The sequence below is a fragment of the Microbacterium sp. 05N427 genome (assembly GCF_056397105.1).
This window is the reverse complement of sequence record NZ_JBFTMT010000006.1, coordinates 108,126-134,380: the sequence shown is the minus strand read 5'-3', so window position 1 is coordinate 134,380 and position 26,255 is coordinate 108,126. Positions and strand designations below refer to the sequence as shown.

The 26,255-nt window shown below is 69.6% G+C and carries 21 protein-coding genes; 13 read left to right on the top strand and 8 right to left on the bottom strand.

Annotated elements, in window-relative coordinates:
- Positions 1-66: 66 nt before the first annotated feature.
- Positions 67-1,134, bottom strand: a complete 1,068-nt coding sequence (gene cds1, locus AC1DG4_RS07320; RefSeq protein ID WP_477375779.1) for an L-cysteine desulfhydrase Cds1 — start codon at positions 1,132-1,134, stop codon at positions 67-69.
- 399 nt (positions 1,135-1,533) lie between these two features.
- Here cds1 and AC1DG4_RS07315 point away from each other — a divergent pair, with 399 nt between their 5' ends.
- A complete protein-coding gene (locus AC1DG4_RS07315) occupies positions 1,534-2,022 on the top strand; it encodes a hypothetical protein (protein ID WP_477375781.1) in 489 nt (162 codons plus the stop codon).
- The gene (locus tag AC1DG4_RS07310) at positions 1,965-3,953 is read left to right on the top strand and encodes a hypothetical protein (protein ID WP_477420176.1); all 1,989 of its coding nucleotides are present in this window, start codon (positions 1,965-1,967) and stop codon (positions 3,951-3,953) included. The genes AC1DG4_RS07315 and AC1DG4_RS07310 overlap by 58 nt, the downstream gene beginning before the upstream one ends.
- 278 nt (positions 3,954-4,231) lie before the next feature.
- Here AC1DG4_RS07310 and AC1DG4_RS07305 read toward each other — a convergent pair whose 3' ends face one another.
- Positions 4,232-4,768 (bottom strand): CGNR zinc finger domain-containing protein, encoded by a 537-nt coding sequence (locus tag AC1DG4_RS07305; protein ID WP_477375785.1) that lies wholly within the window; start codon positions 4,766-4,768, stop codon positions 4,232-4,234.
- Positions 4,769-4,807: 39 nt separating this feature from the next.
- On the opposite strand from AC1DG4_RS07305, the gene AC1DG4_RS07300 reads away from it, so the two are divergent.
- The 5 genes from AC1DG4_RS07300 to AC1DG4_RS07280 all read left to right on the top strand — a co-directional run bounded on the left by AC1DG4_RS07300 (position 4,808) and on the right by AC1DG4_RS07280 (position 10,403).
- Positions 4,808-5,788: an EamA family transporter gene (locus AC1DG4_RS07300; protein WP_477375787.1), complete on the top strand. Its 981-nt coding sequence runs from the start codon at positions 4,808-4,810 to the stop codon at positions 5,786-5,788.
- A 93-nt stretch (positions 5,789-5,881) separates the two neighbouring features.
- A complete protein-coding gene (locus AC1DG4_RS07295) occupies positions 5,882-6,622 on the top strand; it encodes a GntR family transcriptional regulator (RefSeq protein WP_477377318.1) in 741 nt (246 codons plus the stop codon).
- On the top strand, positions 6,619-8,163 hold the full coding sequence (locus tag AC1DG4_RS07290) for an MmgE/PrpD family protein (protein ID WP_477375789.1): 1,545 nt from the start codon (positions 6,619-6,621) through the stop codon (positions 8,161-8,163). Before AC1DG4_RS07295 ends, AC1DG4_RS07290 begins: the two co-directional genes overlap by 4 nt.
- Before the next feature lie 104 nt (positions 8,164-8,267).
- A complete protein-coding gene (prpB, locus tag AC1DG4_RS07285; RefSeq protein WP_477375791.1) occupies positions 8,268-9,167 on the top strand; it encodes a methylisocitrate lyase in 900 nt (299 codons plus the stop codon).
- Positions 9,168-9,269: 102 nt separating this feature from the next.
- Positions 9,270-10,403 carry a bifunctional 2-methylcitrate synthase/citrate synthase gene (locus AC1DG4_RS07280; protein WP_477375793.1) on the top strand — a complete coding sequence of 378 codons (1,134 nt, stop codon included), beginning with the start codon at positions 9,270-9,272 and terminating at the stop codon, positions 10,401-10,403.
- 142 nt (positions 10,404-10,545) lie between these two features.
- On the opposite strand, the gene AC1DG4_RS07275 is transcribed toward AC1DG4_RS07280, so the two are convergent.
- From AC1DG4_RS07275 to AC1DG4_RS07255, 5 genes are all read right to left on the bottom strand, one after another.
- Complete coding sequence (locus AC1DG4_RS07275; RefSeq protein WP_477375795.1) at positions 10,546-11,142, bottom strand: antibiotic biosynthesis monooxygenase; 597 nt, start codon at positions 11,140-11,142, stop codon at positions 10,546-10,548.
- A 184-nt stretch (positions 11,143-11,326) separates the two neighbouring features.
- Positions 11,327-12,292 carry an acetylxylan esterase gene (locus tag AC1DG4_RS07270; RefSeq protein WP_477375797.1) on the bottom strand — a complete coding sequence of 322 codons (966 nt, stop codon included), beginning with the start codon at positions 12,290-12,292 and terminating at the stop codon, positions 11,327-11,329.
- A 10-nt stretch (positions 12,293-12,302) separates the two neighbouring features.
- On the bottom strand, positions 12,303-13,640 hold the full coding sequence (gene xylB / locus AC1DG4_RS07265; RefSeq protein WP_477375799.1) for a xylulokinase: 1,338 nt from the start codon (positions 13,638-13,640) through the stop codon (positions 12,303-12,305).
- A 125-nt stretch (positions 13,641-13,765) separates the two neighbouring features.
- Entirely contained in the window at positions 13,766-14,956 is a 1,191-nt protein-coding gene (gene xylA, locus AC1DG4_RS07260; RefSeq protein ID WP_477421150.1) for a xylose isomerase, read from the bottom strand.
- Positions 14,957-15,046: 90 nt separating this feature from the next.
- Entirely contained in the window at positions 15,047-16,045 is a 999-nt protein-coding gene (locus AC1DG4_RS07255) for a LacI family DNA-binding transcriptional regulator (protein ID WP_477375803.1), read from the bottom strand.
- A 147-nt stretch (positions 16,046-16,192) separates the two neighbouring features.
- On the opposite strand from AC1DG4_RS07255, the gene AC1DG4_RS07250 reads away from it, so the two are divergent.
- From AC1DG4_RS07250 to AC1DG4_RS07225, 6 genes are read left to right on the top strand one after another with little or no spacing between them, the layout of a single operon-like run.
- Positions 16,193-17,485: an extracellular solute-binding protein gene (locus tag AC1DG4_RS07250; RefSeq protein ID WP_477375805.1), complete on the top strand. Its 1,293-nt coding sequence runs from the start codon at positions 16,193-16,195 to the stop codon at positions 17,483-17,485.
- Positions 17,486-17,512: 27 nt separating this feature from the next.
- A complete protein-coding gene (locus AC1DG4_RS07245; protein WP_477377320.1) occupies positions 17,513-18,502 on the top strand; it encodes a carbohydrate ABC transporter permease in 990 nt (329 codons plus the stop codon).
- On the top strand, positions 18,499-19,389 hold the full coding sequence (locus AC1DG4_RS07240; RefSeq protein ID WP_477375807.1) for a carbohydrate ABC transporter permease: 891 nt from the start codon (positions 18,499-18,501) through the stop codon (positions 19,387-19,389). The genes AC1DG4_RS07245 and AC1DG4_RS07240 overlap by 4 nt, the downstream gene beginning before the upstream one ends.
- A gap of 2 nt (positions 19,390-19,391) precedes the next feature.
- Positions 19,392-21,815 carry a beta-xylosidase/alpha-l-arabinosidase gene (locus AC1DG4_RS07235; RefSeq protein WP_477375809.1) on the top strand — a complete coding sequence of 808 codons (2,424 nt, stop codon included), beginning with the start codon at positions 19,392-19,394 and terminating at the stop codon, positions 21,813-21,815.
- Entirely contained in the window at positions 21,812-23,380 is a 1,569-nt protein-coding gene (locus tag AC1DG4_RS07230; RefSeq protein WP_477375811.1) for a glycoside hydrolase family 43 protein, read from the top strand. The genes AC1DG4_RS07235 and AC1DG4_RS07230 overlap by 4 nt, the downstream gene beginning before the upstream one ends.
- Before the next feature lie 38 nt (positions 23,381-23,418).
- Complete coding sequence (locus tag AC1DG4_RS07225; RefSeq protein WP_477375813.1) at positions 23,419-24,579, top strand: ROK family transcriptional regulator; 1,161 nt, start codon at positions 23,419-23,421, stop codon at positions 24,577-24,579.
- Between the two features lie 126 nt (positions 24,580-24,705).
- Here AC1DG4_RS07225 and arfA read toward each other — a convergent pair whose 3' ends face one another.
- A complete protein-coding gene (arfA, locus tag AC1DG4_RS07220; RefSeq protein WP_477375815.1) occupies positions 24,706-26,241 on the bottom strand; it encodes an arabinosylfuranosidase ArfA in 1,536 nt (511 codons plus the stop codon).
- Positions 26,242-26,255: the final 14 nt, after the last annotated feature.

Sequence of the window (26,255 nt, the reverse complement as noted above, 5' to 3'; positions counted from 1 at the left end):
GATTAAAGCGTCGGTCTCGGGACGGAGGTTCGGTCTCGCGGTCGACGGGGATTCCCCGCGGTGCGCTCAGTCCTCGATCCACTCCCCGGCCGTGAGGAAGTGCTCCATGCGCGCGCGATGCGGGGCCAGATCCCAATCCTGAGCCGCGACCCAGTCGTCGGAGTAGTACGTGTCGAGATAACGGGCGCCGCCGTCGCAGATCAGGGTGACCACGCTGCCGCGCTCGCCGGCCCGCAGCATCCGGGCGATGAGCTGGAACGCTCCGACGAGGTTCGTCCCGGTGGATCCGCCCGCCCAGTGCAGCGTGTGTTGCTTCAGCAGCCGGATTGCGGCGACCGACGCGGCGTCCGGGACGGGGATCATCTCGTCGATGACGCCCGGTACGAACGACGGCTCGACGCGCGGGCGGCCGATGCCCTCGATCCGGCTCGGGGTGCCCGTGGTGAACGAGGGATCACCGTTGCGCCAGCCTCCGTAGAAGGCCGAGCCCTCGGGATCCACGACCGCGATGCGGGTGTCGTGGCAGCGGTAGCGCACGTAGCGGCCGAAGGTCGCGCTGGTCCCGCCGGTGCCCGCGCCGACCACGATCCAGCTCGGGACGGGGTGGCGCTCGCGGCTCAGCTGGCTGAAGACGCTCTCGGCGATGTTGTTATTACCGCGCCAGTCGGTCGCGCGCTCGGCATAGGTGAACTGGTCGAGGTAGTGCCCGCCGCACTCGGAGGCGAGGCGCTCGGCCTCGGCGTACATTGCCGCTCCGGAGTCGACGAAATGGCAGCGCCCGCCGTAGAACTCGATGAGGTCGATCTTCTCCTGGCTGGTCGAGCGCGGCACGACGGTCACGAACGGCAGCCCCAGCATTCGCGCGAAGTACGCCTCGGACACGGCCGTGGATCCGCTCGAAGCCTCGACCAGCGTCGTGCCTTCGTGGATGCGCCCGTTGACCAGCCCGTACAGGATGAGCGACCGTGCGAGCCGATGCTTGAGGGATCCTGTCGGGTGCACCGACTCGTCCTTGAGGTACAGGTCGATGCCCCACTCCGCGGGCAGGGGGAACACGTGCAGGTGCGTGTCGGCGCTGCGGTTCGCGTCCGCCTCGAGCAGTGCGATGGCGGATCCGGTCCAGTCGGAGGTCATGTCACGAGGGTAGCCGGACCCTCTGACGCCCGCCCGCGCCCCTCGCGCCCGCGCGCCTCGCGCCCGCCCGCACAGCGCTCTCGCACTGCCCTCCTACTTTCGAGTCGTCCCCGCCAGCGGCGGCTATGCGGTGCGCTCATGGGGACGACCCGAGGTAGAAGGGGGAAGGTCGGGTTTGGGATGCGCGCGGGCATCATGCCGTGCTTCGGGCCAACGGAGGCGGTGGTATGGCTGGCCGAAACCAAGGAATGCGATTTTCTCTATTCGGTGCAGTAAATCCCTATCGTTTGGCTATGCTCAGCCGCGAGGGCTGGGGTGCGTGCCAGCAGAGGGCATTGACGATCGCATCGATGTGCTGGAGACACCGCTGACAGCAGCCCTCGGACATCGGAGGGGAAGATGAAGACGATGACGTTCGGCGCGCGTGCGGGCGCGATTGGGTTGGGTGCTTGTGTGGCGATGATGGCCGTGTCGGGGTGCGCGGGAGGCCCGCCGAGCAGCCCGACACAGGCGGCCCAGGACTTTTACAACGCGGCACTGGGCGGGGACTATGCAAAGGCCTGCGCGCTGGCGCTGGACAAGGACGGGATGCCGCTCAAGAAAGGTCAGGCCAACTTCGCGGCCTGCGCGAGTGATCTCGAGCAGCAACGCACCTACTACACCGTGGGTTACGGGATAGAAGGCGTGACCGTGGAGGACGCGGCGGTGGATGGCAGTAACGCGCGCGTCGAGCTCGGTGACATCAAAGGCTTGCCTGAAGGAATCGCGGGGACGGACTTCCAGCTGTATCGGACGCCCTTGCCGCTCACGCAGGTGGGGGGGAGCGTGGTATGTCTCCGTCCGCTGAAGCCACGCAGCGCCAGCGCACCGTGCGCTATCGCCTTCTGACCCTTCTTGGTCTGTTGTCCGTGCTGTTGCTGACCGCTTGTGGCGCGGTCGTCGACACGACACTCACCGTGAACGCCGACGGCTCGGGCGTGCGGGCCATGACGGCGACGATCAGTGCCGCGGATCTGGAGACGGTGCCGGGCGGGGTTGCGGCGATCGAAAGCGCGATCAACGCGAACCGGCCCGAAGGACTGGACTACGGCGGAGCGACCACGAACGGACAGGGAGCAACGGTGCTCGCCTTCAGCGTGACGTTCGCGAACGCCGCCGAGTACACGACCAAGGTGCAGTCCATCCTCGGTGCCGGGGACCAGCTCGAAGAGGATACGAGAATAGAGCTCGTCGTCGCGGACAGCGTCTTCCGAACGGGCACGAGCGTCAAAGAGAACTTCACTTCGCAACAGCTCCTCGCCTGGCTCGTGAAGGCGCTCGTCGCGGCGGGAACCGTGAAGGACAGCGACAAGGGCAACGCGTCCGCGGCCGGCACGACCGCGGTGTCGTTGGGAGGTGTCGCGCACCAGACGAGTGCGCAGATCGGCTATTCGAACATCGCCGACCACGGTGTGCGAAAGCTCACCGTGTCCACCGAGGGTGCGGGGACCGGGAAGCTGACGCGAACGATCGCGTACGACCTCTCACGGGAGACGTACTCCACGGATCCTGAAGGCTTCGATGCCTTCTTCAAGAAGGCTGTGCCCGAAGGAGGTTCGCTCGCCGAACCGGATGCGACCGGCAGCGTCTGGACGATTAGGTTCACGGCAAAGGATGCGGCGGGCATCATTTCGGGCACCAACCAGGCGCTCGCGGCGAACGGCACCTTGTTCGCCGTCGAACGGTCGATCGATGCCGAGGGTGACGGCGCTGTGCACACGAGCGTCATTGACCGTTTCGATTGCTCGGCGATCTGCGCCGAGGACGCCGAGGTGCTCTCCCTTCTGTCGATGCCGAAGGGAACGTCGGCGCAGAGCGGAGGGGTATCGGCCGCCGAGGGTGGCAAGTGGACGATGCCGCAGACAGCGGATCCGGTTGAGTTCAGGTACACCGTGCCTTTCAAGGCCGTTCGAATAGACGTCTATCCATCGGTCGGTGGGGAGAACCGGATCACCATCGACTACACGATCGCCGAGGAGTACGCGAAGCTCTTCGGCAAGGAACTCCGTTCAGTGGTCGACCCCGGCAAACACGGTGCAGTAGAGCAGGGGAAAGACGGCAAGGATGCCACCTTGCGTGTCACGTTCACCGCGCCCACGGCGGCGGGCTTGCAGCAGAAGCTGGAGACTTATTTGCCAGGCGCGCGGGTCGGAGCGACTTCTCTGCGCGGCGATCTCTTCGGTGAGGATGCGGCGCTGAGCTTCCTCCTCGACGGCTCGCAACCCCGCCTGGCGGGCGAGGTCACGCAGGGTATCGGCTACGCGGTGCATGCCCCGCTCTTCGCGGGCATCGCGGCGGATCGCTCCAGGCTTCCCGAGGGTGCGGAGGTGAGGGACGGCGCGGTCGTAGCGACGAGGAAGGGCGCGAGCGCGATGCAGTTCGGCGTGCAGGTGCGCACAATCAACCTCACCTCGATCGCCGTGGCTGCTTTCCTCGGACTGGCTGTGATCGGCGGCATCGTGGTCATCCTGATACGTCAACGGCGTCGTGCTGCCGCCCGTGAGGGCGTTGCGCTAGCGACTCCGCGGCCGGTTGTGGCGCGCGAAGGACAGGTGCCGCCCGGACCTGCGGTGTCGGCCGAGCAACCGGGTCCGGACGGCGCTGCGTGGTCAACGGATCCTGACCAGGCCTCGCCGATGCGGCGAGCAGAGATCCCGCGAGTCAATGATGTCGGCTCGTCCGACGCGGACGAGGGACGCCTCTCACGTGTGGAGGATCCTGCCGAAGCGGAGGAGGGCGTGGACGGGGAGCCCGGGGAACCGGCTGACTCACCGCGTTAGGACCCTGCTGCGGGTCGTCCCTGTCAGCGGAGGCCATGGCGTGCGCTGACAGGGACGACCCGGATGTGGGGTGCACTCCCATGAAGGTGTCGTCCCTGCCAGCGGTGGCCATAGCGTGCGCTCATGGGGACGACTCTGATGTGGGCTGCTCCGATGACAGAGTTCGTCCCCGCCAGCGGCGGCTAGGGGGTGCGCTCACGGGGACAAACTCGGAAGCGGAGCGGGGAGACCCGGAAGCGGGCAAGGGGCCGGGGGCAGGGTAACGGGCAGAGGTGGGGCTACGCCTCGGCCCGGCGGGCGCGGTAGGCGGCGACGGCGTTGCGGTTCGCGCATACCGTGGAGCAGTAGCGCTTGGAGCGGTTGCGGGAGAGATCCAGCGCGAGGGCCTCGCAGGTGTCGTCGGCGCAGACGGAGATGCGGGATCCCTCCTCGGCGCGGATCACGTCGATCAGGGCCATCGCGGTCTCCACGATCACGCGCTCGGGCAGGGGGTGATCGTCGGCGACGGCGTGCAGGTGCCAGTCCACCGTGCCGTGCCGGGCGAGGCGGGGCGTCAGGGCGATGCCGGCAAGGGCCTCGTTGACGGCGGCGGCCATCTCGTCGCGCGGCGCGAGCAGCATCGTGCGCAGCTGCGGACGGATCTCGCGCAACCCTGCGAGCTCGACGTCATCGCGATCGATCCGGCCGGTGTAGCCGAACTGGCTCAGGAAAGTCGCCTCGTCGCTGAGGGAGGTGAGCGTGTCAGGATCCTCCGCCGAGTTCACGAGCCACACGGCGGCCCGGAGGGTCTCCTCGGTGTCATCGGTGAAGATCATGTTGACATCTTACATCTGCTCGGAGTAGCGTCACATGCCATGGGCACTGTGGCGAATGACACGCGCGCGACCGGCGTGCGTTCGGGGCTGGTCTTCGCCCTCGGCGCGGCGCTCTCCTTCGGGATGAGCGGGGCCTGGGCCCGCGGCCTCATGGACGTGGGATGGAGCCCCGGTGCGGCGGTCACGGTGCGCATGTGGGTCGCCGCGCTCGTGCTGCTCGTGCCGACGCTGCTCGCGCTGCGCGGTCGCTGGGGGATGGTCCGGAAGAACGCCGGCATGATCCTCGTGTACGGGCTGCTCGCCGTCACGGCCGCGCAGCTGTGTTACTTCCAAGCCGTCGCCGTGATGGACGTCGGTCTCGCGCTGCTCATCGAGTACACGGCGCCGATCGCGGTCGTCCTCTGGCTCTGGCTCCGGCGCGGGGAGCGCCCCGGTGTGCGAGGCATGGTCGGTGCCGTCGTCGCATTCATCGGACTCGTGCTCATGCTGGAGATCTTCACCGGCTCCCGGATCGACCCGGTGGGAATCCTCTGGGCGCTCGGGGCGATGGTGGGCGCCGCGACCTACTTCCTGCTGTCGGGGCGCAGCGACACCGGGCTCCCTCCTATCGCGCTCGCCGGGCTCGGCCTGCTGGTCGGCGCGATCGGCCTGAGCCTCGCCGGCGCGACCGGGATCCTGCCGATGGCCTGGAACACGCACGACGTCACCTACCGGTTCGGCACTCTGCCGTGGTTCGTGCCCGTGCTCGCGATCGGGGTGATCGCGACCGCGGTCGCCTACGTGCTCGGTGTCGTATCGACGCGGAGGCTGGGATCCCGCTTCGCGTCGTTCGTGGCGCTCTCCGAGGTGATCGCCGCGCTGCTGTTCGGCTGGCTGCTCCTCGGGCAGCTGCCCGATCTGCTGCAGGCGTTCGGAGGCGCGCTCGTGCTCGTCGGAGTGGTGCTGGTGAAGCTCGGGGAGCCCGTCGTCGACGAGGTGGATCCCGATGCGGTGCCGGAGCCGGTGCAGGCGCTCGGCTGATCTATGTATACGAAATAGCCTACTTCTGAGAAGTAGGCCCCCATGGCCTGCCTTTGTGTATACACTGGCGTCATGACCATCGTGGCCGAGGGGATGCGTGCGGGGGAGTTCGCCTACCGTGCGCTGCTCGAGGAGATCCAGTCCGGATCCCTCGCCGCCGGCACCGTGCTCGCCGAGGTCGAGCAGGCCGAGCGTCTCGGCGTGAGCCGCACCCCKCTGCGCGAGGCGCTGCGCCGGCTGACGGCGGACGGGCTCGTCGAGCAGCTCTCACCGCGCGTCACGGTGGTCGCCGCGATCGACGTCGACGACATCCGTGACCTGTTCGCACTGCGCCGCGCGCTCGAGGAGAGCACGGCGCGCGCGGCCGCGGGCGCGCCCGCATCCGACCGTGCGGAGTTCACCGAGCTCGCCGCTCGCTTCGCCCACGCCGCCGAGGCGCTCGGAGACGAGGAGGGGCGCGCGCGGTACTACGCGCTCATCGCCCGCTTCGACGAGGCCCTCGACGAGGCCGTCGGCAACGACTACCTCACCGCCGCGCTGCGCACCGTGCGCACCCACCTCGTGCGCGTGCGCCGGATGGCGCGGGACAAGCCCGCGCGCCTCGCCGCGAGCGCCGGCGAGCACCGCCTGATCGCCGAGGCGATCGGATCGGGTGACGGCGACCTCGCCGCACACGCCACCCACGTCCATCTGCACAACGCGCTCGCGAGCATCCTCGACTCGCTGACCGGTGCGGATCCCGAGCGTCCTTCGTCTCGCTCCGCTCGCTCAGGAACCGCTCGGCGGGACGAAGGACCCACCACGACCCCGTCCGGAAAGAAGGCCAGCGCATGACCGTCACCCACCACCTCCGCGTGCACCGCAGCGACGAGCAGCTCCCGCGCGAGGGGCAGCTCGCCTGGCGCATCGCCGAGATCGCGGCCGACCCGGTCGAGGTCGATGCCGACGTCGTCGACATGATCATCAACCGCGTGATCGACAACGCGTCCGTCGCCGCCGCCTCGCTCACCCGCGCCCCCGTCAGCGCCGCCCGTCAGCAGGCGCTGGACCATCCGGTCTCGGTGAACGGATCCGGATCCACCGTGTTCGGCTGCGCCCTCGAGCGCCGCACCAGCCCGGAGTGGGCGGCGTGGGCGAACGGCGTGGCCGTGCGCGAGCTCGACTACCACGACACCTTCCTCGCCGCCGAGTACTCGCACCCCGGCGACAACATCCCGCCGGTCCTCGCCGTCGCGCAGCACGTCGGCGCCGACGGCCGGGCTCTCGTCCGCGGCATCGCGACCGGCTACGAGATCCAGGTCGACCTCGTGAAGGCGATCAGTCTGCACGCGCACAAGATCGACCACGTCGCGCACCTCGGACCCTCCGCCGCCGCCGGCATCGGCACCCTGCTCGGCCTCGATGTCGAGACCATCTACCAGGCCGTCGGCCAGGCCCTGCACACCACGACCGCCACCCGGCAGAGCCGCAAGGGCGAGATCTCCACGTGGAAGGCGCACGCCCCGGCCTTCGCCGGCAAGATGGCGGTCGAGGCCGTCGATCGGGCGATGCGCGGCGAGACCTCCCCGAGCCCGATCTACGAGGGCGAGGACGGCGTGATCGCCTGGATGCTGGACGGGCCCGACGCGTCGTACGACGTGCCGCTGCCCGTGACCGGCGAGTCCAAGCGCGCGATCCTCGACACCTATACGAAGGAGCACTCTGCGGAGTACCAGGCGCAGGCGTGGATCGACCTCGCCAGGAAGCTGCACAACGAGCGCCCGGCCCTTCGACAGGCTCAGGGTCCGGACCAGTGGGCCGACATCGAGTCGATCGTGATCCACACCAGCCACCACACGCACTACGTGATCGGATCCGGCGCCAACGACCCGCAGAAGTACGACCCGCACGCCTCCCGCGAGACGCTCGACCACTCGATCCCGTACATCTTCGCGGTGGCCCTGCAGGACGGCGCCTGGCACCACGTCGACTCCTACGCCCCGGAGCGTGCGCAGCGCGAGGACACGGTCGCCCTCTGGCACAAGATCACCACCGCCGAGGACCCGGAGTGGACCCGCCGGTACCACTCGATCGACCCCGCTGAGAAGGCCTTCGGCGGACGCGTCGAGATCCGTCTGACGAACGGCGAGACCGTGATCGATGAGATCGCCGTGGCCGACGCGCATCCGCTGGGTGCACGGCCGTTCGCCCGCGAGGACTACATCCGCAAGTTCCGGATCCTCGCCGAGCCGGCGCTCGAGCCGGCCGAGATCGAGCGGTTCCTCGCCCTCGTGCAGCGCCTGCCCGAGCTCACCGCGGACGAGGTCGCCCAGCTCTCGATCGTCGCCGCCCCTGGCGTGCTCACCTCGGCGCCGGCGCCCAAGGGCCTGTTCTGAGTTCCACCGTGTTCCGAACTCAGTCGATTCGGTGCGTTGCGGCGCCTTCCGCCCCTGGAACGGCCCGAATCGACTGAGTTCGACACTTCGAAGGGAGTCTGACCATGCTGTACGCCACCACCCCGGCCGCCGAGAAGCGGCGGATCCTGCGGGAGCGGCTCGCCGCGGGGGAGCTCCTGCGGTTCCCCGGCGCGTTCAATCCGCTCTCCGCCCGGCTGATCGAGCGCAAGGGCTTCGACGGGGTCTACATCTCCGGCGCCGTCCTGTCCGCCGACCTCGGGCTGCCCGACATCGGCCTCACCACTCTCACTGAGGTGGCGGGGCGGGGACAGCAGATCGCGCGGATGACCGAGCTGCCGGCCATCATCGACGCCGACACGGGCTTCGGCGAGCCCATGAACGTGGCCCGCACGATCCAGACGCTCGAGGACGCAGGGCTCGCGGGCACCCATATCGAGGACCAGGTCAACCCCAAGCGCTGCGGGCATCTCGACGGCAAGGCCGTGGTCGACGAGTCCACGGCGACCAAGAGGATCCGCGCCGCGGTCGACGCTCGGCGGGATCCGAACTTCCTCATCATGGCGCGCACCGACATCCGCGCGGTGGAGGGCATGGACGCCGCCGTCGACCGGGCCAAGGCGCTCGTCGACGCCGGGGCGGACGCGATCTTCCCCGAGGCGATGCGCACGCTCGCCGAGTTCGAGCGGATGGCGTCCGCGCTCGACGTGCCGATCCTCGCGAACATGACCGAGTTCGGCAAGAGCGAGCTGTTCACCACGTCGCAGCTGAAGGATGCCGGAGTGAGCATCGTGATCTGGCCGGTCTCGATGCTGCGGATCGCGATGGGTGCGACCGGGCGCGCGCTGGATACGCTGAACGAGGAGGGCACTCTGACCTCTGCGCTCGGCGAGATGCAGCACCGGGCGGATCTGTACGACCTGATCGACTACGAGTCCTACAACCATTTCGACACGAACGTCTTCAACTTCACGATCCAGCAGTGACCGCACCGTGTCCCACTTCTGGCTTGGCGATGTCCCACCTGTGGTCGTCCTGACGCACAGGAGGGACCAAAACTGGGACGCAGTCTGTAAAGGAGTAGCACCATGAGCGACCCCGACATCAAGAAGGGCCTCGCGGGCGTCGTCGTCGACACGACGGCGATCTCGAAGGTCAACCCCGAGACCAACAGCCTGCTCTACCGCGGCTACCCCGTGCAGGAGCTCGCGGCGACCCAGCCGTTCGAGGCCGTCGCCTACCTGCTCTGGAACGGCGAGCTGCCCACCGCAGACCAGCTCGCGGCCCTGCGCGCGACCGAGCGGGAGCATCGCGCGCTCACCGCCAACGTCAAGGCAGCGATCGACCTGGTGCCGGTCGAGGCGCACCCGATGGACGAGATCCGCACGGCCGTCAGCCTGCTCGGCGCCTCTGACTCGGTGGGATCCGGATCCGTGCTCGATGCGAGCGGGACTCCGGAGCAGAACCTCGAGCGCAGCGTCCGGCTGTTCGCCGCGCTCCCCGCGATCGTCGCCTACGGGCAGCGCCGTCGGCGCGGCGAGGACATCGTCGCCCCGCGCGACGACCTGGACTACTCCACGAACTTCCTCTGGATGACCTTCGGCACCGAGCCGGATCCGGTCGTCGTCGATGCGTTCAACCGCTCGATGATCCTGTACGCCGAGCACTCGTTCAACGCGTCCACCTTCACGGCGCGCGTCATCACCTCGACTCTGAGCGACCTGTACTCCGCCGTGGTCGGAGCGATCGGCGCGCTCAAGGGACCGCTGCACGGCGGCGCGAACGAGGCGGTCCTGCACATCTTCGACGAGATCGGCGAGGCGTCGAATGTCAACGCATGGCTGGACACGGCGCTCGCGGAGAAGCGCAAGATCATGGGCTTCGGGCACCGCGTCTACAAGAACGGCGACTCCCGGGTGCCGACCATGAAGGCGGCACTCGACACGCTCGTGGAGCACTACGACCGTCCCGATGTCGAGGCGCTGTACACGACGCTCGCGAACGAGTTCGTCGCGCGCAAGGGGATCCATCCGAACCTCGACTACCCGTCGGGCCCGGCCTACAACCTCATCGGCTTCGACACCCTGACCTTCACGCCGCTGTTCGTGGCGTCGCGGGTCACGGGCTGGACCGCGCACGTGATGGAGCAGGCCGCGTCGAACGCCCTGATCCGTCCGCTCTCCGCCTACGACGGCCCCGCCGAGCGGCACATCGAGGTCTGATCGGGCCGCCCTGACCGCTGCACGATCACAGGACGATTGTCATTCCGCAGGAGGATCCGATCGGATCCGCCCTGCGGAATGACAATCGTCCTCTGTTCTGGGCGCGGGGCGGGGCGGGGCGGGGCAGGGTGGGGCGGGGGTGTCAGCGGTTCAGCCAGTGGCGGATGGAGCGCGTCACCCAGGGCAGCACCCAGTACGTCATGATCGGCGTCAGCACGATCGTGGTGGCGAGCACGCGGAGCCAGATCGGCAGGTCGTTCCAGCCGGGCACGGGGCTCATCAGATACGTGAAGACGAGGTTCACCGGGAAGAACCCGAGCCAGATCGAGACCGCCTGCTTCCACCGCGGCGGCGACGGCGCGACCATGACCGTGGTCGTTCCGGTCGAGGAGGGCACCGAGATCGTCTCGGTGGACGGCTCATCGAACCAGCCCTCGATCCCGGTCCGGCGCCGGGTGCGCTCGCTGCGCACGAAGCCTTCGCCCATCGACAGCCACCACGCGCGCTCCCTCGATGCCTCCCACGCGTCCAGGGCCGCTTCGTCCGCGAAGCGGTAGAGCATGTGCCAGTGGTGCGAGTCCTCGCCGTCGCGCACCCAGCCGGATCCGAGGAAGCCGGGGTGCGAGCTCGCGAGGTTCACCCCCGTCTGCACCCAGGCCGTGGCCTCGGAGATGCGGGCGGGATCGACCTCGCGGCGGATCGAGACGGTGATGGGCGCGGATGACGGCGTACCGGACATGGTGGGTCCTTCGGGGAGTGCGTGCTTGTGGCGTCCCCGAGTGTACGCATCCCGTGTTTCCCGGATGTTGCCGACCGGTCGCCCCTGCTCCCGCTCAGGTGGCATTGCCCGGTTCAGGTCGCACTTTCTGCTCGAAAGCCGGGATCTTGGCGCCGAAAGTGCGACCTGAACGGTAGCGGGCAGATCAGATGCGCTCGGCGAGCCAGGCGGTCTGCCGAAGCCACTGGGCGAAGCCTCCGCCTTCATGGCCGTTGAACTCGTAGACCTCGATCGACGCGTCCTGGGTGGCGAGGTGGTTGAAGGCGGCGAAGACGCTGGACGGCAGCACGATGTCGTCCATGAGCGCCACCGAGAACAGCGCGGGCCGCGTGATCCGGCGTGCGAAGTTCACGCCGTCGAAGTAGGACAGCGTCTGGAAGACCTGCTCGACGCGGTCGCGGTGCACGGAGAGATAGCGCTCGATCTCGCGAAACGGGTTCTCGGGGGTCAGCAGGACCGAGCGGCGGAAGTGACTCAGGAACGGCACATCGGGCATGACCGCAGCGACGGCGGGGTGCAGGGAGGCTGCGGCGATGCTGATGCCACCGCCCTGGCTGCCGCCGGTCACCGCGATCCGCGCGGGGTCGGCGAACGCGAAGTCCTGCACCGCGTCCACGAGCAGCACGGCGTCGGTGAACACCCGGCGGTAGTAGTAGTCCTCGGGGTGGGCGATACCGCGCGTCATGAAGCCGGGCGTCGCCCCGTCCGATCCGTGCGGATCCGGGGTGGCGCCGCCCGATCCCCAGCCGGCGCCCTGGCCGCGGGTGTCCATGAGCACGTGCATGTATCCCGAGGCCGCCCACTGCAGGCGCTCACCGGGGATGCCGCGGCCGCCGCCGTAGCCGAGGTACTCGATGACGACAGGCAGGCGCCCCTCACGGCGAGGCCGGGTGACCCAGCCGCGGACCCGCTCGCCGCCGAAGCCCGAGAACGCGAGGTCCTCGACGATGAGCTCGTCGATCGGAGTCTTCGCGGGCGAGAGGTCCGCGGTGGTCGCAAGCTTGCGGGATCCGGCCAGCGTGTCGCGCCAGAACGCGTCGAAGTCGGCGGGTTCGGCGACCTCGGGGCGGTACGTGCGCAGGTCGGCGAGGGGGAGATCGGTCAGCGGCATGCCCGTCAGCCTAGGGGCGATCCGCGCGGCGGGATCGGAGCGGCGGGTGTCCCGTCAGGGCCGCCGCCTGCCGAGCGGCGCCGAGGGCGACGTACTCGCCGGGCTCCGGCACCACGACGGGCAGGCCGAGGATCTCCGGTGCGATGCGGCGCACGGCTTCGGACTGCGCACCGCCGCCGATGAGCAGGGCGCGGTCGAGGGGGATTCCGAGGTCGCGGAGGGCGTCGAGACCGGCGCCCAGGCCGCGCAGCATGCCTTCCACCGCGGCGCGCGCGAGGTTCGCTCGTGTGGTGGAGGCGAGCGTCATGCCGGTCAGCGACGCGGTGGCGTCAGGGAGATTCGGGGTGCGCTCGCCCTCGAAGTACGGCAGCAGGGTCAGCCCGTCGGCGCCGGCGGCCGCCGAGAGCGCGAGGCTGCTGAGTTCGTCGTGCGTGACACCGAGAAGCACGGCGGTGACGTCGAGCACGCGCGCCGCATTCAGCGTCGCCACCAGCGGCAGGAAGTTCCCCGACGCATCCGCGAATCCTGCCACCGTGCCGGAGGGGTCGACGATCGGATCCCGGCTGATCGCGCATACGGTGCCCGAGGTTCCGATCGACACGACGACGTCGCCCGGTTCTGCGCCGAGCCCGAGTGCCGCCGCCGCGTTATCGCCGGCACCGGGGGCCACCCGGCGACCGGCAGGATCCGTCACCCCTTCGAAAGGGCTGAGCACACGCGGCAGGATCGCATCGTGGCCGAGCGCGGCGATCAGCAGGTCGCGATCGTAGGATCCGTCGGCGGGGCACCAGTAGCCGGTGCCGCTCGCATCGGAGCGGTCGGTGACGAGTTCGCCGAGTTGCGGCCCCAGCGGCGACTCGCCCTCGGGCCCGAATCCGCGCAGACGCCAGGTGAGCCAGTCGTGCGGCAGTGCGACTGCCGCTGCCCGGGCCGCGTGGTGCGGCTCCGCGTCGCGCAGCCAGCGCAGCTTCGTGATCGTGAAGGAGGCGACGGGAACGAGGCCGGTTCGAACGGCCAGGTCGGTCGCACCGAATTCGGCGATCAGGTCTGTCGCCGCGCCGGCCGAGCGCGTGTCGTTCCACAGCAGCGCGTCGCGGATCACAGATCCTGCCGCGTCGAGGGCGACCATGCCGTGCTGCTGGCCCCCGATCGACCACGCCGTGACGTCGTCGATCCCGCCGGCGTCGGCGATCGCCGCGTTCAGCGCACGCCACCACGCTTCGGGATCGACCGCCGTGCCGTCCGGATGCGCCGCGCGGCCGGTGCGCACGACGGATCCGGACTCTGCGTCGACGATGACGACCTTGCACGACTGCGTGGACGAGTCCACGCCCATGACGAGCGGCATGTGTCTCTCTCTCCTACTTCGGTGCGATGTGCCGACGCCCCTCCCCAGCATCGAGGCCCCCTCTGAGCAGCGGATCTGCGAGGGGGCGTCGATGCTCGGAGGGGGCCTCGGCGACGATGGTGGGCTCAGCGGGCGCCGAGGAGGTGCTCGGTGGCGAGCTGCTGCAGTCGCACGAAGCCGAAGCCCTTGCCGCCGAAGTACGCGTCCACGTCGAAGTCCTCGTAGGCGGAGYGGTCGGCGAGGAGTGCGTCGTAGCTCTCGCCCGACGCGAGGGTCGGGGCGGACAGCTCGTCGACGCGGGCGGCGGCCAGCGCCTCCTGCACCTCGGGATCGGCGCGGAACGCCGCGGCACGCTCCTTGAGCAGCAGGTAGGTGCGCATGTTCGCGGCCGCGGAGTCCCAGACGCCGGTCTCGTCCTCGGTGCGGCTCGGCTTGTAGTCGAAGTGGCGCGGGCCGTCGTATGCGGGCACGCCGCCGGGGCCGCCGTTCTCGAGCAGGTCGACGAGCGCGAACGCGTTGTGCAGATCGCCGTGGCCGAACACGAGGTCCTGGTCGTACTTGATCCCGCGCTGCCCATTCAGGTCGATGTGGAACAGCTTGCCGTGGAAGAGCGCCTGTGCGATGCCCGCGGCGAAGTTCAGGCCGGCCATCTGCTCGTGGCCGACCTCGGGGTTGACGCCCACGAGCTCGGGGCGCTCGAGCGAGTCGATGAAGGCGAGCGCGTGACCCAGTGTCGGCAGCAGGATGTCGCCGCGGGGCTCGTTGGGCTTCGGCTCGATCGCGAAGCGGATGTCATAGCCCTTGTCGGTCACGTAGTCGCCGAGGAGGTTCACCGCCTCGCGGTAGCGCTCCAGCGCCGCGCGGATGTCCTTCGCGGAGTCGTACTCCGCGCCCTCCCGCCCGCCCCACATGACGAAGGTCTTCGCACCCAGCTCGGCGCCGAGGTCGAGCTGGCGCAGCACCTTGCGCAGTGCGTAGCGGCGCACGTCGCGGTCGTTCGAGGTGAAGCCGCCGTCCTTGAAGACCGGAGCGCTGAACAGGTTGGTGGTGACCATCGGCACGATCAGCCCCGTGTCGGCCAGTGCACCCTTGAGCCGGTCGATCTGGGTCTGCCGCTCCGCATCGGTGGATCCGAACGCGAACAGGTCGTCGTCGTGGAACGTGAGTCCGTAGGCGCCCAGCTCTGCGAGCTTCTCGACCGCGTGTACGACGTCGAGTGCCGGGCGCGTCGGGCCGCCGAATGGATCGGCGCCGTTGTAGCCGACGGTCCAGAGGCCGAACGAGAACTTGTCCTCGCGGGTGGGGGTGAGTGCCATGATGATCCGCCTTCAGCGTCCTCGATGAAATGTTGTAGCAGAGAACATATCAGCGGAGATCCTCGGTCGCAACGTCCGCGGAACTCGGCCTCAGTGGCGAACGGCCGCCGTCGAGCTCCTGACGATCAGCTCCGCCGGCATGCGCACATGCTCGTGCGGGGCCCCGTCGAGCATCGCCAGCAGCAGGCGAACGGCCTCGGCGCCCATCTCGGCGAGCGGCTGGCGCACGGTCGTGAGCTGCGGAACGTGCGCCGCAGCCTCGGGCACGTCGTCGAAGCCCACGACGGAGAGATCCTCGGGAACCCGCAGGCCGCGCTCGATCGCGACCCGGATCATCTCGATTCCGGACAGGTCGTTCGCGGCGAACACCGCGGTCGGCGGTGCGGCCAGGTCCAGCAGGGTGTGCGCGCCGGCGGTCGTGCTCGCAGCGCGGTAGCCGCCGTCGACGACGAGTTCCGGGTCGAACTCGATCCCAGCGGTCTCCAGGGCGCGCCGATAGCCGTCCTCGCGCTGGTGCGCCGATTCGAGATCGGTGCGGCCGCGCAGATGCGCGATGCGGCGGTGCCCGAGGGAGGCCAGATGCGTGGTCGCGGCGAACGCGCCCTCGGCGTTGTGCACGCTCACCGAGGCCGGGCCGTCCGGTCCGGTGTGCGGGTCGATCGCGACGAGCGGCACGGTGGCGTCGGCGGGCATCGTCGTGGGGGTGACCAGGATGGCGCCGTCGATGAGCGTTCCGCCGAGGCGGGACAACGAGCGGCGCTCCCAGCCGAGGTGCTCGCCCGCGGACACGCTGCCCGCATAGGCGAGGACGTCGAAGCGGGTGCCCTGCAGTGCCGCCGAGACGCCCTGCAGCAGCTGCACGGCGAACGGCTCGAACTCCGCGACGAGCACGCCGATGACGTCCGTCCTGCGCCGCCGCATGGAGGTGGCGACCAGGGAGCTCTCGTATCCGAGTCGCGCCACGACCTCCTGCACGTGTTCGAGCGTCGTGGGGGAGACGCCGTCACGACCGTTGATCGCCTTCGAGACGGTCGCGACGGAGACGCCGGCGGCGTGGGCGACGTCGTGGATCGTGATGCGGCGGCTCATCTGCCCAACCTAGCGAACGAAAACGTTATCGATATCGTTTGACATGCGGCGGATCCGGGTGTCAGAGTATGCCGACGGCACATTCGCTGTAGTCGGCAACAAATTGTCGGCTCGGTGCTGGAACTCGACGATGAGGAGAAACACAGCATGAAGATCCGCAAGGTGCTGACCGCCGCCGTGGCGGTCGCGGCCGTGGGGGCGATCGCGCTCACCGGCTGTTCCGGAGGCTCCGGTGGTGGCGACACGGGCGGCGCGCAGACGCTGACCCTATGGCAGAACTCGACCACGGGCGACGGCAAGCAGTTCTGGACCGACGCGGCCGCGGCGTTCCACAAGGCCAACCCCGACGTGACGGTGAAGGTCACCTCGATCCAGAACGAGGACATGGACGGCAAGCTGCAGACCGCCGTCAACTCGGGCGACATGCCGGACCTCTTCATGGCCCGCGGCGGCAGCAAGCTCGCCGACGTCGTGGCAGCGGGCAAGGTCAAGGATCTGACGGGCAAGATCGACCCCGGGGTCAAGAAGGCGATCGGGGACGCGGCTCTCAGCGCCTTCACGGTGGACGGCAAGATCTACGGCGTGCCCAGCGCAGTGCTTCCCGGCGGTCTCTTCTACAGCAAGGATCTGTTCGCGAAGGCCGGCATCACCGAGACCCCGAAGACCATGGACGACCTCGAGGCGGCCATCACCAAGCTCAAGGCCGCCGGGATCGCGCCGATCGCCCTCGGCGCCAAGGACGCCTGGCCCGCCGCGCACTGGTACTACTTCTTCGCCGTGCGCGCCTGCGGCAAGGATCTCATCACGAACCTCGCGACCAAGAAGGATTTCAAGGACGGGTGCTGGCTGACCGCGGCGAACAACCTGCAGAAGTTCGCGCAGGTCGAGCCGTTCAACGAGGGCTTCCTCACCACCTCGGCGCAGCAGGGCGCGAACTCCTCAGCCGGTCTGGTCGCCAATCACAAGGCGGCGATGGAGCTCATGGGAGCCTGGGATCCCGGCGTGATCGCCAGCCTCACCCCGGACCAGAAGCCGCTGGCCGACCTCGGCTGGTTCCCGTTCCCCGAGGTCTCGGGGGGCAAGGGCGAGGCGGGCGCGATGATGGGCGGCCTGGACGGCTACTCCTGCTCCGAGAAGTCCCCCTCGTCCTGCGAGAAGTTCCTGAACTTCGTCGCGTCGAAGGAATGGCAGGAGAAGTACGCCGTGGCATTCCAGACCATCCCGGCCAACCAGGACGCGAAGGGCGCCGTGGACAACCCGTCCCTGAAGCCGCTCATGGAGGCCTACACCACCGCGCCCTATGTGGCGCTCTGGCTCGACACCGCCTTGGGGCAGAACGTCGGCAACGCCCTGAACACCGGGGTCGTCGAGATGCTCGCCGGGCAGGGCGACCCGAAGACGCTCATGCAGAAGATCACCGACGCTGCGGCACGGGGCTGAGCGAGAACCATGACTGGCACCCAGGTGATGGCCGACGCCGTGCCTGAGAGCGATCGTCGCACCGGGACCGGGTCCTCCCCGGCTCCGGTGCGGCGACCCCGCGCCGACTGGCGCAAGCGCGGCGAGATCGCGCTGCTCTCGGGCCCCGCCCTGCTGATGTTCATCGGATTCGTCATCCTTCCCGTGGGGATGGCATCCGTCTACGGCTTCTTCAAGTGGAACGGCTTCGGCTGGCCGACGCAGTTCGTCGGTCTCGACAACTACGTCCACATGTGGCAGGACCACACGTTCCGCGACGCGGTCGTGCACAACTTCGCGATCGTGGTGCTCTCACTCGTGCTGCAGGGACCGATCGCGATCCTGTTCGCCCTCCTGCTGAACCAGAAGTTCCGCGGGCGGTCCCTGATCCGCGTGCTGATCTTCGTGCCCTACGTCATCTCCGAGGTCATCGTGGGCACGGGGTGGAATCTGATGATGCAGGATGCCGGTGCCGTGAACTCGCTGCTCGGGAAGCTGGGGCTCGACTTCCTCCAGCACTCCTGGCTCGCGGATCCGAAACTGGCGCTGTGGACGCTGATGGTCATCATCACCTGGAAGTACATCGGCTTCGCGGTCATCCTCATGCTCGCGGGAATGCAGTCCATCCCCGAGGAGCTCTTCGAGGCCGCGGCGATCGATGGCGCCGGGTTCTGGAAGATCCAGTGGAACATCACCGTGCCGCTGCTCGGGCCGACCATCCGGATCTGGGCGTTCCTGTCCATCATCGGATCGCTGCAGCTCTTCGACCTCGTCAACATCATCTGGGGCCAGTACATCTCCGCCACGGCGGGGACCTCGACGATGGCGACCTACATGTACCAGAACGGGCATCTGGCCGGCAGCTACGGCTTCGGCAACGCGGTCGCCGTGATGCTCTTCCTGATCACTCTCGTCGTCGCGGTGATCTATCAGCGCTTCGTGCTTCGGCGCGACACCGACGGCGCTCTCACCGGCGACAGTGGAAGGGCCCGCAGATGACCACCGACATCCTCCGCACGACGGCGATCGTGCAACCGCGCGACCGCAAGGGCGTGCGCCGCTCGCCGAAGGCCCCGTGGGGAAGCCCGGGCCTGTACCTGATCGCTCTCGTGCTCGTGACGATCTGCATCACCCCGGTGCTCTACATCATCATCGGCGGCTTCCGCACGAACTCGCAGATCACGAAGGATCCGTCCGGCCTCCCCGGTCCGTGGCAGATCGGCAACTACACCGATGTGCTCGCCGGATCCGAGTTCTGGACCGCCTTGGTCAACTCGACCATCGTGGCGATCGGGACGACGGCCGGAGCCGTGCTGCTCGGCGTGATGGCGGCGTACGTGCTCGCCCGATACGAGTTCGCGGCCAAGCCCGTCATGTACGCCTTGTTCGCCGCGGGGCTGATGTTCCCGGTCACCGTCGCGATCACTCCGCTGTACCTGCTGATCCGCAACCTCGGCCTGGTGAACAGCCTGGGCGGGATCATCGTGCCGCAGATCGCCTTCGCCCTGCCCGGCACGATCATCATCCTCGTGCCGTTCCTGAAGGCGATCCCGAAGGAGCTCGAGGAGGCGGCGGCGATCGACGGGGCATCCCGCCTCGGCTTCTTCTGGCGGATGGTCATCCCGCTCAGCCTGCCGGGCGTGATCACCGTCGGCATCCTCGCCTTCGTCGGATCCTGGAACGGGTACATGCTGCCGCTGTTCATCCTCAACGATCCGAGCCTGTTCACGCTGCCGCTGGGCGTACAGAACTTCTCTTCGCAGTATTCGGTCGACACCGCCCGCGTGCTCGCGTACACCTCGCTGTCGATGCTGCCCGCGCTCATCTTCTTCAGCCTCTTCGAACGCCGCATCGTCGGCGGCCTGACCGGCGCGGTGAAAGGCTGAGCATGGTTTCGGACACGTCCCTGGAGACCGTCCCCGCGACGGAGGAGATCCCGGCCTTCCCGATCGCCTCCGAGCGCGTCGGAGCACTGCTCGCGCAGATGACGCTCGAGGAGAAGGCCGCGCAACTCGTCGGCTACTGGCTCGACCAGGGCGGCGAGGTCGTAGCCCCGCTGCAGAACGAGATGGCGGCGGCCGGTCGCCACGACGCCCTCGCGGAGGTGACGCGACACGGCATCGGCCACTACACCCGCGTGTACGGCACCCGGCCCGTCGAGCCGGCCGAGCGCGCCGGATGGCTGTGGGCCGAGCAGCGCCGGCTGAAACGCGAGACGCGCCTCGGCATCCCCGCGCTCGTGCACGAGGAGTGCCTGACAGGTCTCGCCGCGTGGAAGGCCGCGACCTTCCCGACCCCGCTGGCGTGGGGCGCCTCGTTCGACCCGGAGCTCGTCGCGGAGATGGGCGCCCTCATCGGCGCATCGATGCGGAGCCTCGGCATCCATCAGGGGCTCGCGCCCGTGCTCGACGTCGTGCGCGATCCGCGTTGGGGCAGGGTCGATGAGTGCATCGGCGAGGATCCGTACCTGGTGGGCACGGTCGGCACGGCCTATGTGCAGGGCCTGCAGTCCGCCGGCGTGCACGCCACCCTGAAGCACTTCCTCGGCTATTCCGGATCCCGGGCCGGACGCAATCACGCGCCGGTCTCCGCGGGGCCGCGCGAGGTCGCCGACGTCTTCCTGCCGCCTTTCGAGATGGCGATCCGCGACGGCGGGGTGCGCAGCGTGATGAACAGCTACGCCGAGATCGACGGCGTGCCCGTCGCCTCGGATCCGGAGCTGCTGACCGGCGTGCTCCGGGAGCGGCTCGGCTTCGACGGCGTCGTGGTGGCCGACTACTTCGCCATCGCCTTCCTCGAGATCATGCATGCGCTGGCTGCCGACCGGGGCGAAGCCGCCGAGCTCGCGCTGCGGGCGGGGATCGACGTCGAGCTGCCCTCGGGCGACGCCTATGCATCGCCGCTGATCGAGCGGATCCGTTCGGGTGCGCTCGACGAGGGATATCTGGATCGCGCGGTGATCCGCGTCCTCGCCCAGAAGGAGCAGCTCGGACTGCTCGAGCCCGATGTCTTCGAGGACGACCCGCCCGCGGTCATCGACCTCGACACTCCTCAGCACCGCGAGGTCGCGCGCCGCCTGGCCGCGGAGTCGCTCGTGATGCTCTCCAACGACGGCGTCCTTCCGCTGGCGAGGACGACCCGGCGCATCGCGCTCATCGGGCCGAACGCCGATCGTACGGAGGCCTTGCAGGGCTGCTACTCGTTCGCGAACCACGTGCTCGCCCATCACCCGGATCACGATCTCGGCATCGAGATCGCGACGGTGCGCGAGGCGCTGGCCGCCGCCCTGCCCGGCGCGGAGATCGTGCACGTGCGCGGGGCCGAGGTGGAGGGCGATGATCGGTCCGGCTTCGCGGATGCCGCGCGGGCCGCGGCGGACGCCGAGATCGCGGTCGTCGTCGTCGGTGACCAGGCGGGGCTGTTCGGGCGCGGCACGGTCGGCGAGGGCAACGACGTGGAGTCGCTCGACCTGCCCGGCGTGCAGCGCGAACTCGTCGAGCACGTGGTGGCGACCGGCACGCCGGTGGTCGCGGTGATGCTCACCGGCAGGCTCTACGCGATCGACTGGGCGCTCGAAGGGGCCGCGCGTCCGGGCGCGGTGCTGCAGGCGTTCTTCCCCGGGGAGGCCGGCGGCACCGCGATCGCCGACGTCCTCATCGGCGGCACGACGCCCTCGGGGCGACTGCCGCTCAGCCTGCCGCGATCGTCCGGGTCTCAGCCCTACAGCTATCTGCATCCGATCCTCGGCGGTCCCTCCGACGTCACGTCCGCGGATCCGACCCCGTTGCGGCCGTTCGGCTTCGGGCTGTCGTACACGACCTTCGCGTACGAGGCGTTCGAGGTGTCGGCCGAAGCGCCCACGAGCGGCGGGTTCGGTGCGACGGTGGTCGTGGCGAACATCGGAGATCGGCGCGGAGCCGAGGTCGTGCAGCTGTACGGACGGGATGTCGCCGCGAGCGTCACCCGCCCGGTCGCGCAGCTGCTCGGCTACGCGAGGATCGAGCTCGATCCCGGAGAGCGTCGCACGGTGCGGTTCGAGGTGCCGGCCGCACGGTTCGCGTTCAGCGACCGGCGCATGCGGAGAGTCGTCGAACCGGGCGAGGTGCGCGTGTGGGCCGCCTCCCACGCGGAGGCCGCCGCCCCGGTGCCCGAGATCGCCGGGGTCACCGGCGGCGCGATCTCGAACGAGCGCGCGCCGGAGCGTCGGGATCTTCCCGGCACCGCCACAGCCGCTCTCCCGCTCGTGCTCACCGGCGGCGTGCACGAGGTCACCGCCGCGGACGCCAGGGTGGTGGCGGTGTCCTTCACGTGATCGAGATCCCCAACCCGTTCCTGCCCGGGTGTCACCCGGATCCGTCGATCTGCCGCGCGGGGGACTGGTACTACCTGGTGTGCTCGACGTTCGAATACCTCCCCGGGCTGCCGGTGCTGCGCTCGCGCGATCTGGCGCGGTGGGAGACGATCGGACACGTCGTCGACCGGCCCGGGATGCTCGACTTCGACGGGATCGGATCCTCCGGAGGCCTCTACGCACCGACCATCCGGTACGGGCTCGGTCGGTTCTGGGTCGCGTGCACGCTGGTCGACCGGGAGGATCCGTCCCGCGGCGGGAACTTCCTCGTCACGGCGACGGACCCCGCTGGTCCGTGGAGCGACCCGGTCATGCTCGACGCCGAGGGCATCGATCCGTCGATCGCCTTCGACGACGAAGGGCGCGTCTGGCTGCACGGCACCCGCCTGGCAGCCGAGCCGGAATGGCATGACCAGACCGAGGTGTGGGTGCGCGAGTACTCGCCTGCGCGGCGTGTGCTGATCGGTGACGAGCACGTGATCTGGCGCGGTGCCGTGCGTGGCGCGGTGTGGGCCGAGGGTCCGCACCTGTACCGCATCGACGGCCGCTGGCTCCTCGTCGCTGCGGAAGGGGGCACCGAGTTCCACCACGCGGTGAGCGTGGCGCGCGCCGACGAGATCACCGGTCCGTACATCGGCAGCCCGGCGAACCCGGTCTTCACGCACCGGCACCTGGGACGGGGGAGCGCCGTGATCGGAGCCGGGCACGCCGACCTCGTGCAGGCGCCGGACGGATCCTGGCACGCCGTGATGCTCGCGATGCGCGCGGCCGACGGGCGGCACTACCCCCTCGGGCGCGAGACGTTCCTGTGCCCGCTGTCGTGGGAGGACGGCTGGCCGGTGTTCGCCCCGGACGCGGGACGCCTGCCGGCCGCGGTCCCCGCCCCCTGGGCGGTCGGCGCAGCGCCATCCGGCTCCTGGCAGCCCGACGACCGTGTGGCGGGGGTCGTCGGCCCCTCCGATCCGCGATGGACGGCGCTGCGCGCCCTGCCCGCCGAGGTCGGGTCCGTACGGGACGGCGCATGGCGGATCCCGGTGCGCGCCGCGACTCTGCGGGATCCGTCGGCGCAGGCTTTCCTGGGTGTGCGGCAACAGCACGCGGACGTCGATGTACGGTGCGTGCTGGACGTGGGAGGACTCGTCCACGGGGAGAGTGCGGGCATCGTGCTGCGGCAGTCCGAACGGGATCATGTGGCGCTCGCGGTCGTGCGTACCGCGGAGGGACTGCGACTCGTGTCGGAGCGCTGCCGTGCCGGCGACCTGCAGCGGCGGGATCTCGGCACGCTGCCGGGGGCGGACGAGGTGGAACTCGGGCTGAGCGGGCGCGGATACGACTACACGTTCCGGTGCGGCGGRGCCGAATCCGTCCTGGCGGACGGGCGCGAGCTGGACGCGTCCTCCACGGGCGGCTTCCTCGGACTCTGGATCGGCGCCTTCGCGACGAGCGCCGGCGCGGAACCGCGGGGCGAGGTGCGCATCGCCCGATTCGAGTACGCGCCTGCGCGGCCGGCTCCCGGCGATCGGTAGCCTGGGAGTCCCACCGCGTGCAGGAAGCGAGACGCCGCATGAACGAACGCGCCACGACCGTCGAGGGGGTGCGGCGCACCAACCTCGCCGAAGTGCTGCGCCTCGTGCATCACTCGGGCCCGCGCTCGCGCGCGGTGATCACCGCGGAGACCGGGCTGAACCGCTCCACGGTCTCGGATCTGGTCGGTCGCCTGGTCGAGGCGGGACTCGTCGAGGAGCACGAGCCTGATCCCACACGGCGGGTGGGGCGGCCCTCCCCTGTGGTCGTGCCCGGTCCCGGCGTCGTCGCGATCGGCGTGAACCCCGAGATCGACGCCGTCGAGATCGGCGCGGTGTCGCTGGGCGGCGCGGTGCGCGAGCGGGTGCGGATCCCCGTCGATCGACCGGACGTCGCAGACGTCGTCGAGATCGTCGCCGGCGTCGTCGCGGGCTGGCGCACCGGTGCGCTGGAGGGATGCCGCATCGAAGGCATCGGCGTCGCGGTGCCGGGCCTCGTTCGCGCCGCGGATGGCGAGGTGCGCTTCGCGCCTCACCTCGAGTGGCGCGACGCCGACATCGCGGGACCCCTCGCCGCTGCGCTGGCGCTCGATGTCGTGGTCGGCAACGACGCGTCGCTCGGCGCCCGTGCGGAGCGTCTCTTCGGCGCAGCGCGCGAGCACGAGGACGTGGTGTATCTGAACGGCGGCGCCAGCGGCATCGGCGGCGGGCTCATCCTGCACGGCAGGCTCATCGGCGGCGTCGGCGGATACGCCGGCGAGTGGGGGCAGACGGCGGCGAGCGTCGCGGATGCGGCCGATCGCCGGGCGGAGGGCGGTGTGCTCGAGGACGAGGTCAACCGCGCCAGACTCGTGGAGGCCGCAGCTCTCGTCGCGCCCGATGACGCCGAGCTCCGTGCGACGCTGGCCGCGTCCGAAGACGGTCCTGCTGTCGCCGAGGTCGCGCGGCAGCGCCGCATCCTGGCCGCGACCCTCGGCAACGCAGTGAACGTGCTGAACCCGGCGATGATCGTGCTGGGCGGCTTCCTCGGGATCCTGCGGGATCTCGATCCGGAGGCCTTCGACGAGGAGGTCCGCGGGCGTGCCCTCGCCCCCTCGGCCGAGGGGCTGCGGATCTCGGCGGCTGCGCTCGGTGCGGACCGCCTGCTGATCGGCGCGGCCGATGCGGCCTTCGAGCGGCTGCTGGCGGATCCATTGGGCTGACGCCCGTTCGTCGGACTCGGTCGGCTCGGGTCGCACTTGGCCCGCTTGGCCCGCGCAGGTCGCACTTCCGGCTCGCTCGGAGCCGTTGGCAGCGCCGAAAGTGCGACCTGCGCGTCTGCGGGCTGGCTAGGCGCGTGCCACGTCCAGCTCTACGGCRGACCAGGACAGCGCTGGCAGGGTCAGGCGCACGGCGCCGTCGTCCAGGGCCACGCCCTCCAGCGGGCGGAGCCCCACCGCATCCGGCGCGTCGAGCACGTTGGCGGTGTGCCGATCCCCGCCCTCCGGCACCGAGAGCACCTCGGCCGAGCGCAGGGCGGTCGCGCGCAGTCCGTGCAGATCCAGGTCCACCGTGGCGTCGGCATCGAGCGACCGGTTCGCGACGAACAGCGCGAGGCGGCCCGACTCCTCATCCCAGGTCGCGACGGCGTCGACCTCGTCCACATCGCCGTAGCGCGCGGTCGGGGCCTTCGTGGAGGAGACCGCGAGACGCAGGATCCGCCCCTTCGCCATCCGAGCCATGCGGGCGAACGGCCAGAAGATCGACTGCCGCCAGGCGGGGCCGCCCTCCTCCGACCGGATCGGAGCGATCACGTTCACGAGCTGGGCCTGGTTGGCGATCTTCACCCGGTCGCCGTGCCGCAGCAGGCTGTGCAGGAACGTTCCGACGACCACGGCGTCCGTGACGTTGTAGGTGTCCTCGATCAGGCGCGGGTGCTCGCGCCAGGACTTCTCCACCTGGTGCGGCTGGTCCTCGGAGTCCAGACCCGACTGATACCAGACGTTCCACTCGTCGAACGAGATGTCCACCTGCTTGGTGTGCTTGCCCGCGGCCTTGACGGCGTCGATCGTCGCGACGACGCCGTCGATGAACGCGTCCATGTCGACCGCCTCGGCGAGGAAGGACGCCGCGTCGCCGTCGTGCTCCTGGTAGTACGCGTGCATCGAGATGTAGTCCACCTCGTCGTACGCGTGCGTGAGCACGGTGTGCTCCCAGGTGCCGAAGGTCGGCATCTGCCGGTTCGAGGATCCGACGGCGACGAGCTCGATGCTCGGATCCACGAGCTTCATAGCCTTCGCGGTCTCCTGCGCGAGGCGTCCGTACTCGGCGGGCGTCTTGTGGCCGATCTGCCACGGGCCGTCGAGCTCGTTGCCGAGGCACCACAGCTTGATGCCGAAGGGATCCTCCGCGCCGTTGCGGCGGCGCAGATCCGACCAGTACGTGCCGCCGGGGTGGTTCGCGTACTCGACGAGCGCGCGCGCCTCCTCGACCCCGCGGGTGCCGAGGTTGATCGCCTCCATGACCTCGACCTCGGCTTCGCGCGACCAGTCCATGAACTCGTGCAGACCGAACGCGTTCGTCTCGATGGTGTGCCAGGCGCCGTCGATCCGTACCGGGCGGTCCTCGGCAGGTCCCACGCCGTCCTCCCAGCGGTAGCCGGAGACGAAGTTCCCTCCGGGGTAGCGGATCACAGTCGGGCCGAGCTCGCGCACGAGCTCGAGCACGTCGGTGCGGAAGCCGCGAGCATCGGCCGCGGCATGGCCCGGTTCGTAGATCCCGGTGTAGACGCAGCGGCCCATGTGCTCGACGAACTGGCCGAACAGGCGGCGAGGGACGTCGGCGATCGTGAAGTCGCGGTCGATGGTGATGCGGGCGTGGGGCATGGGGTTGGATCCGT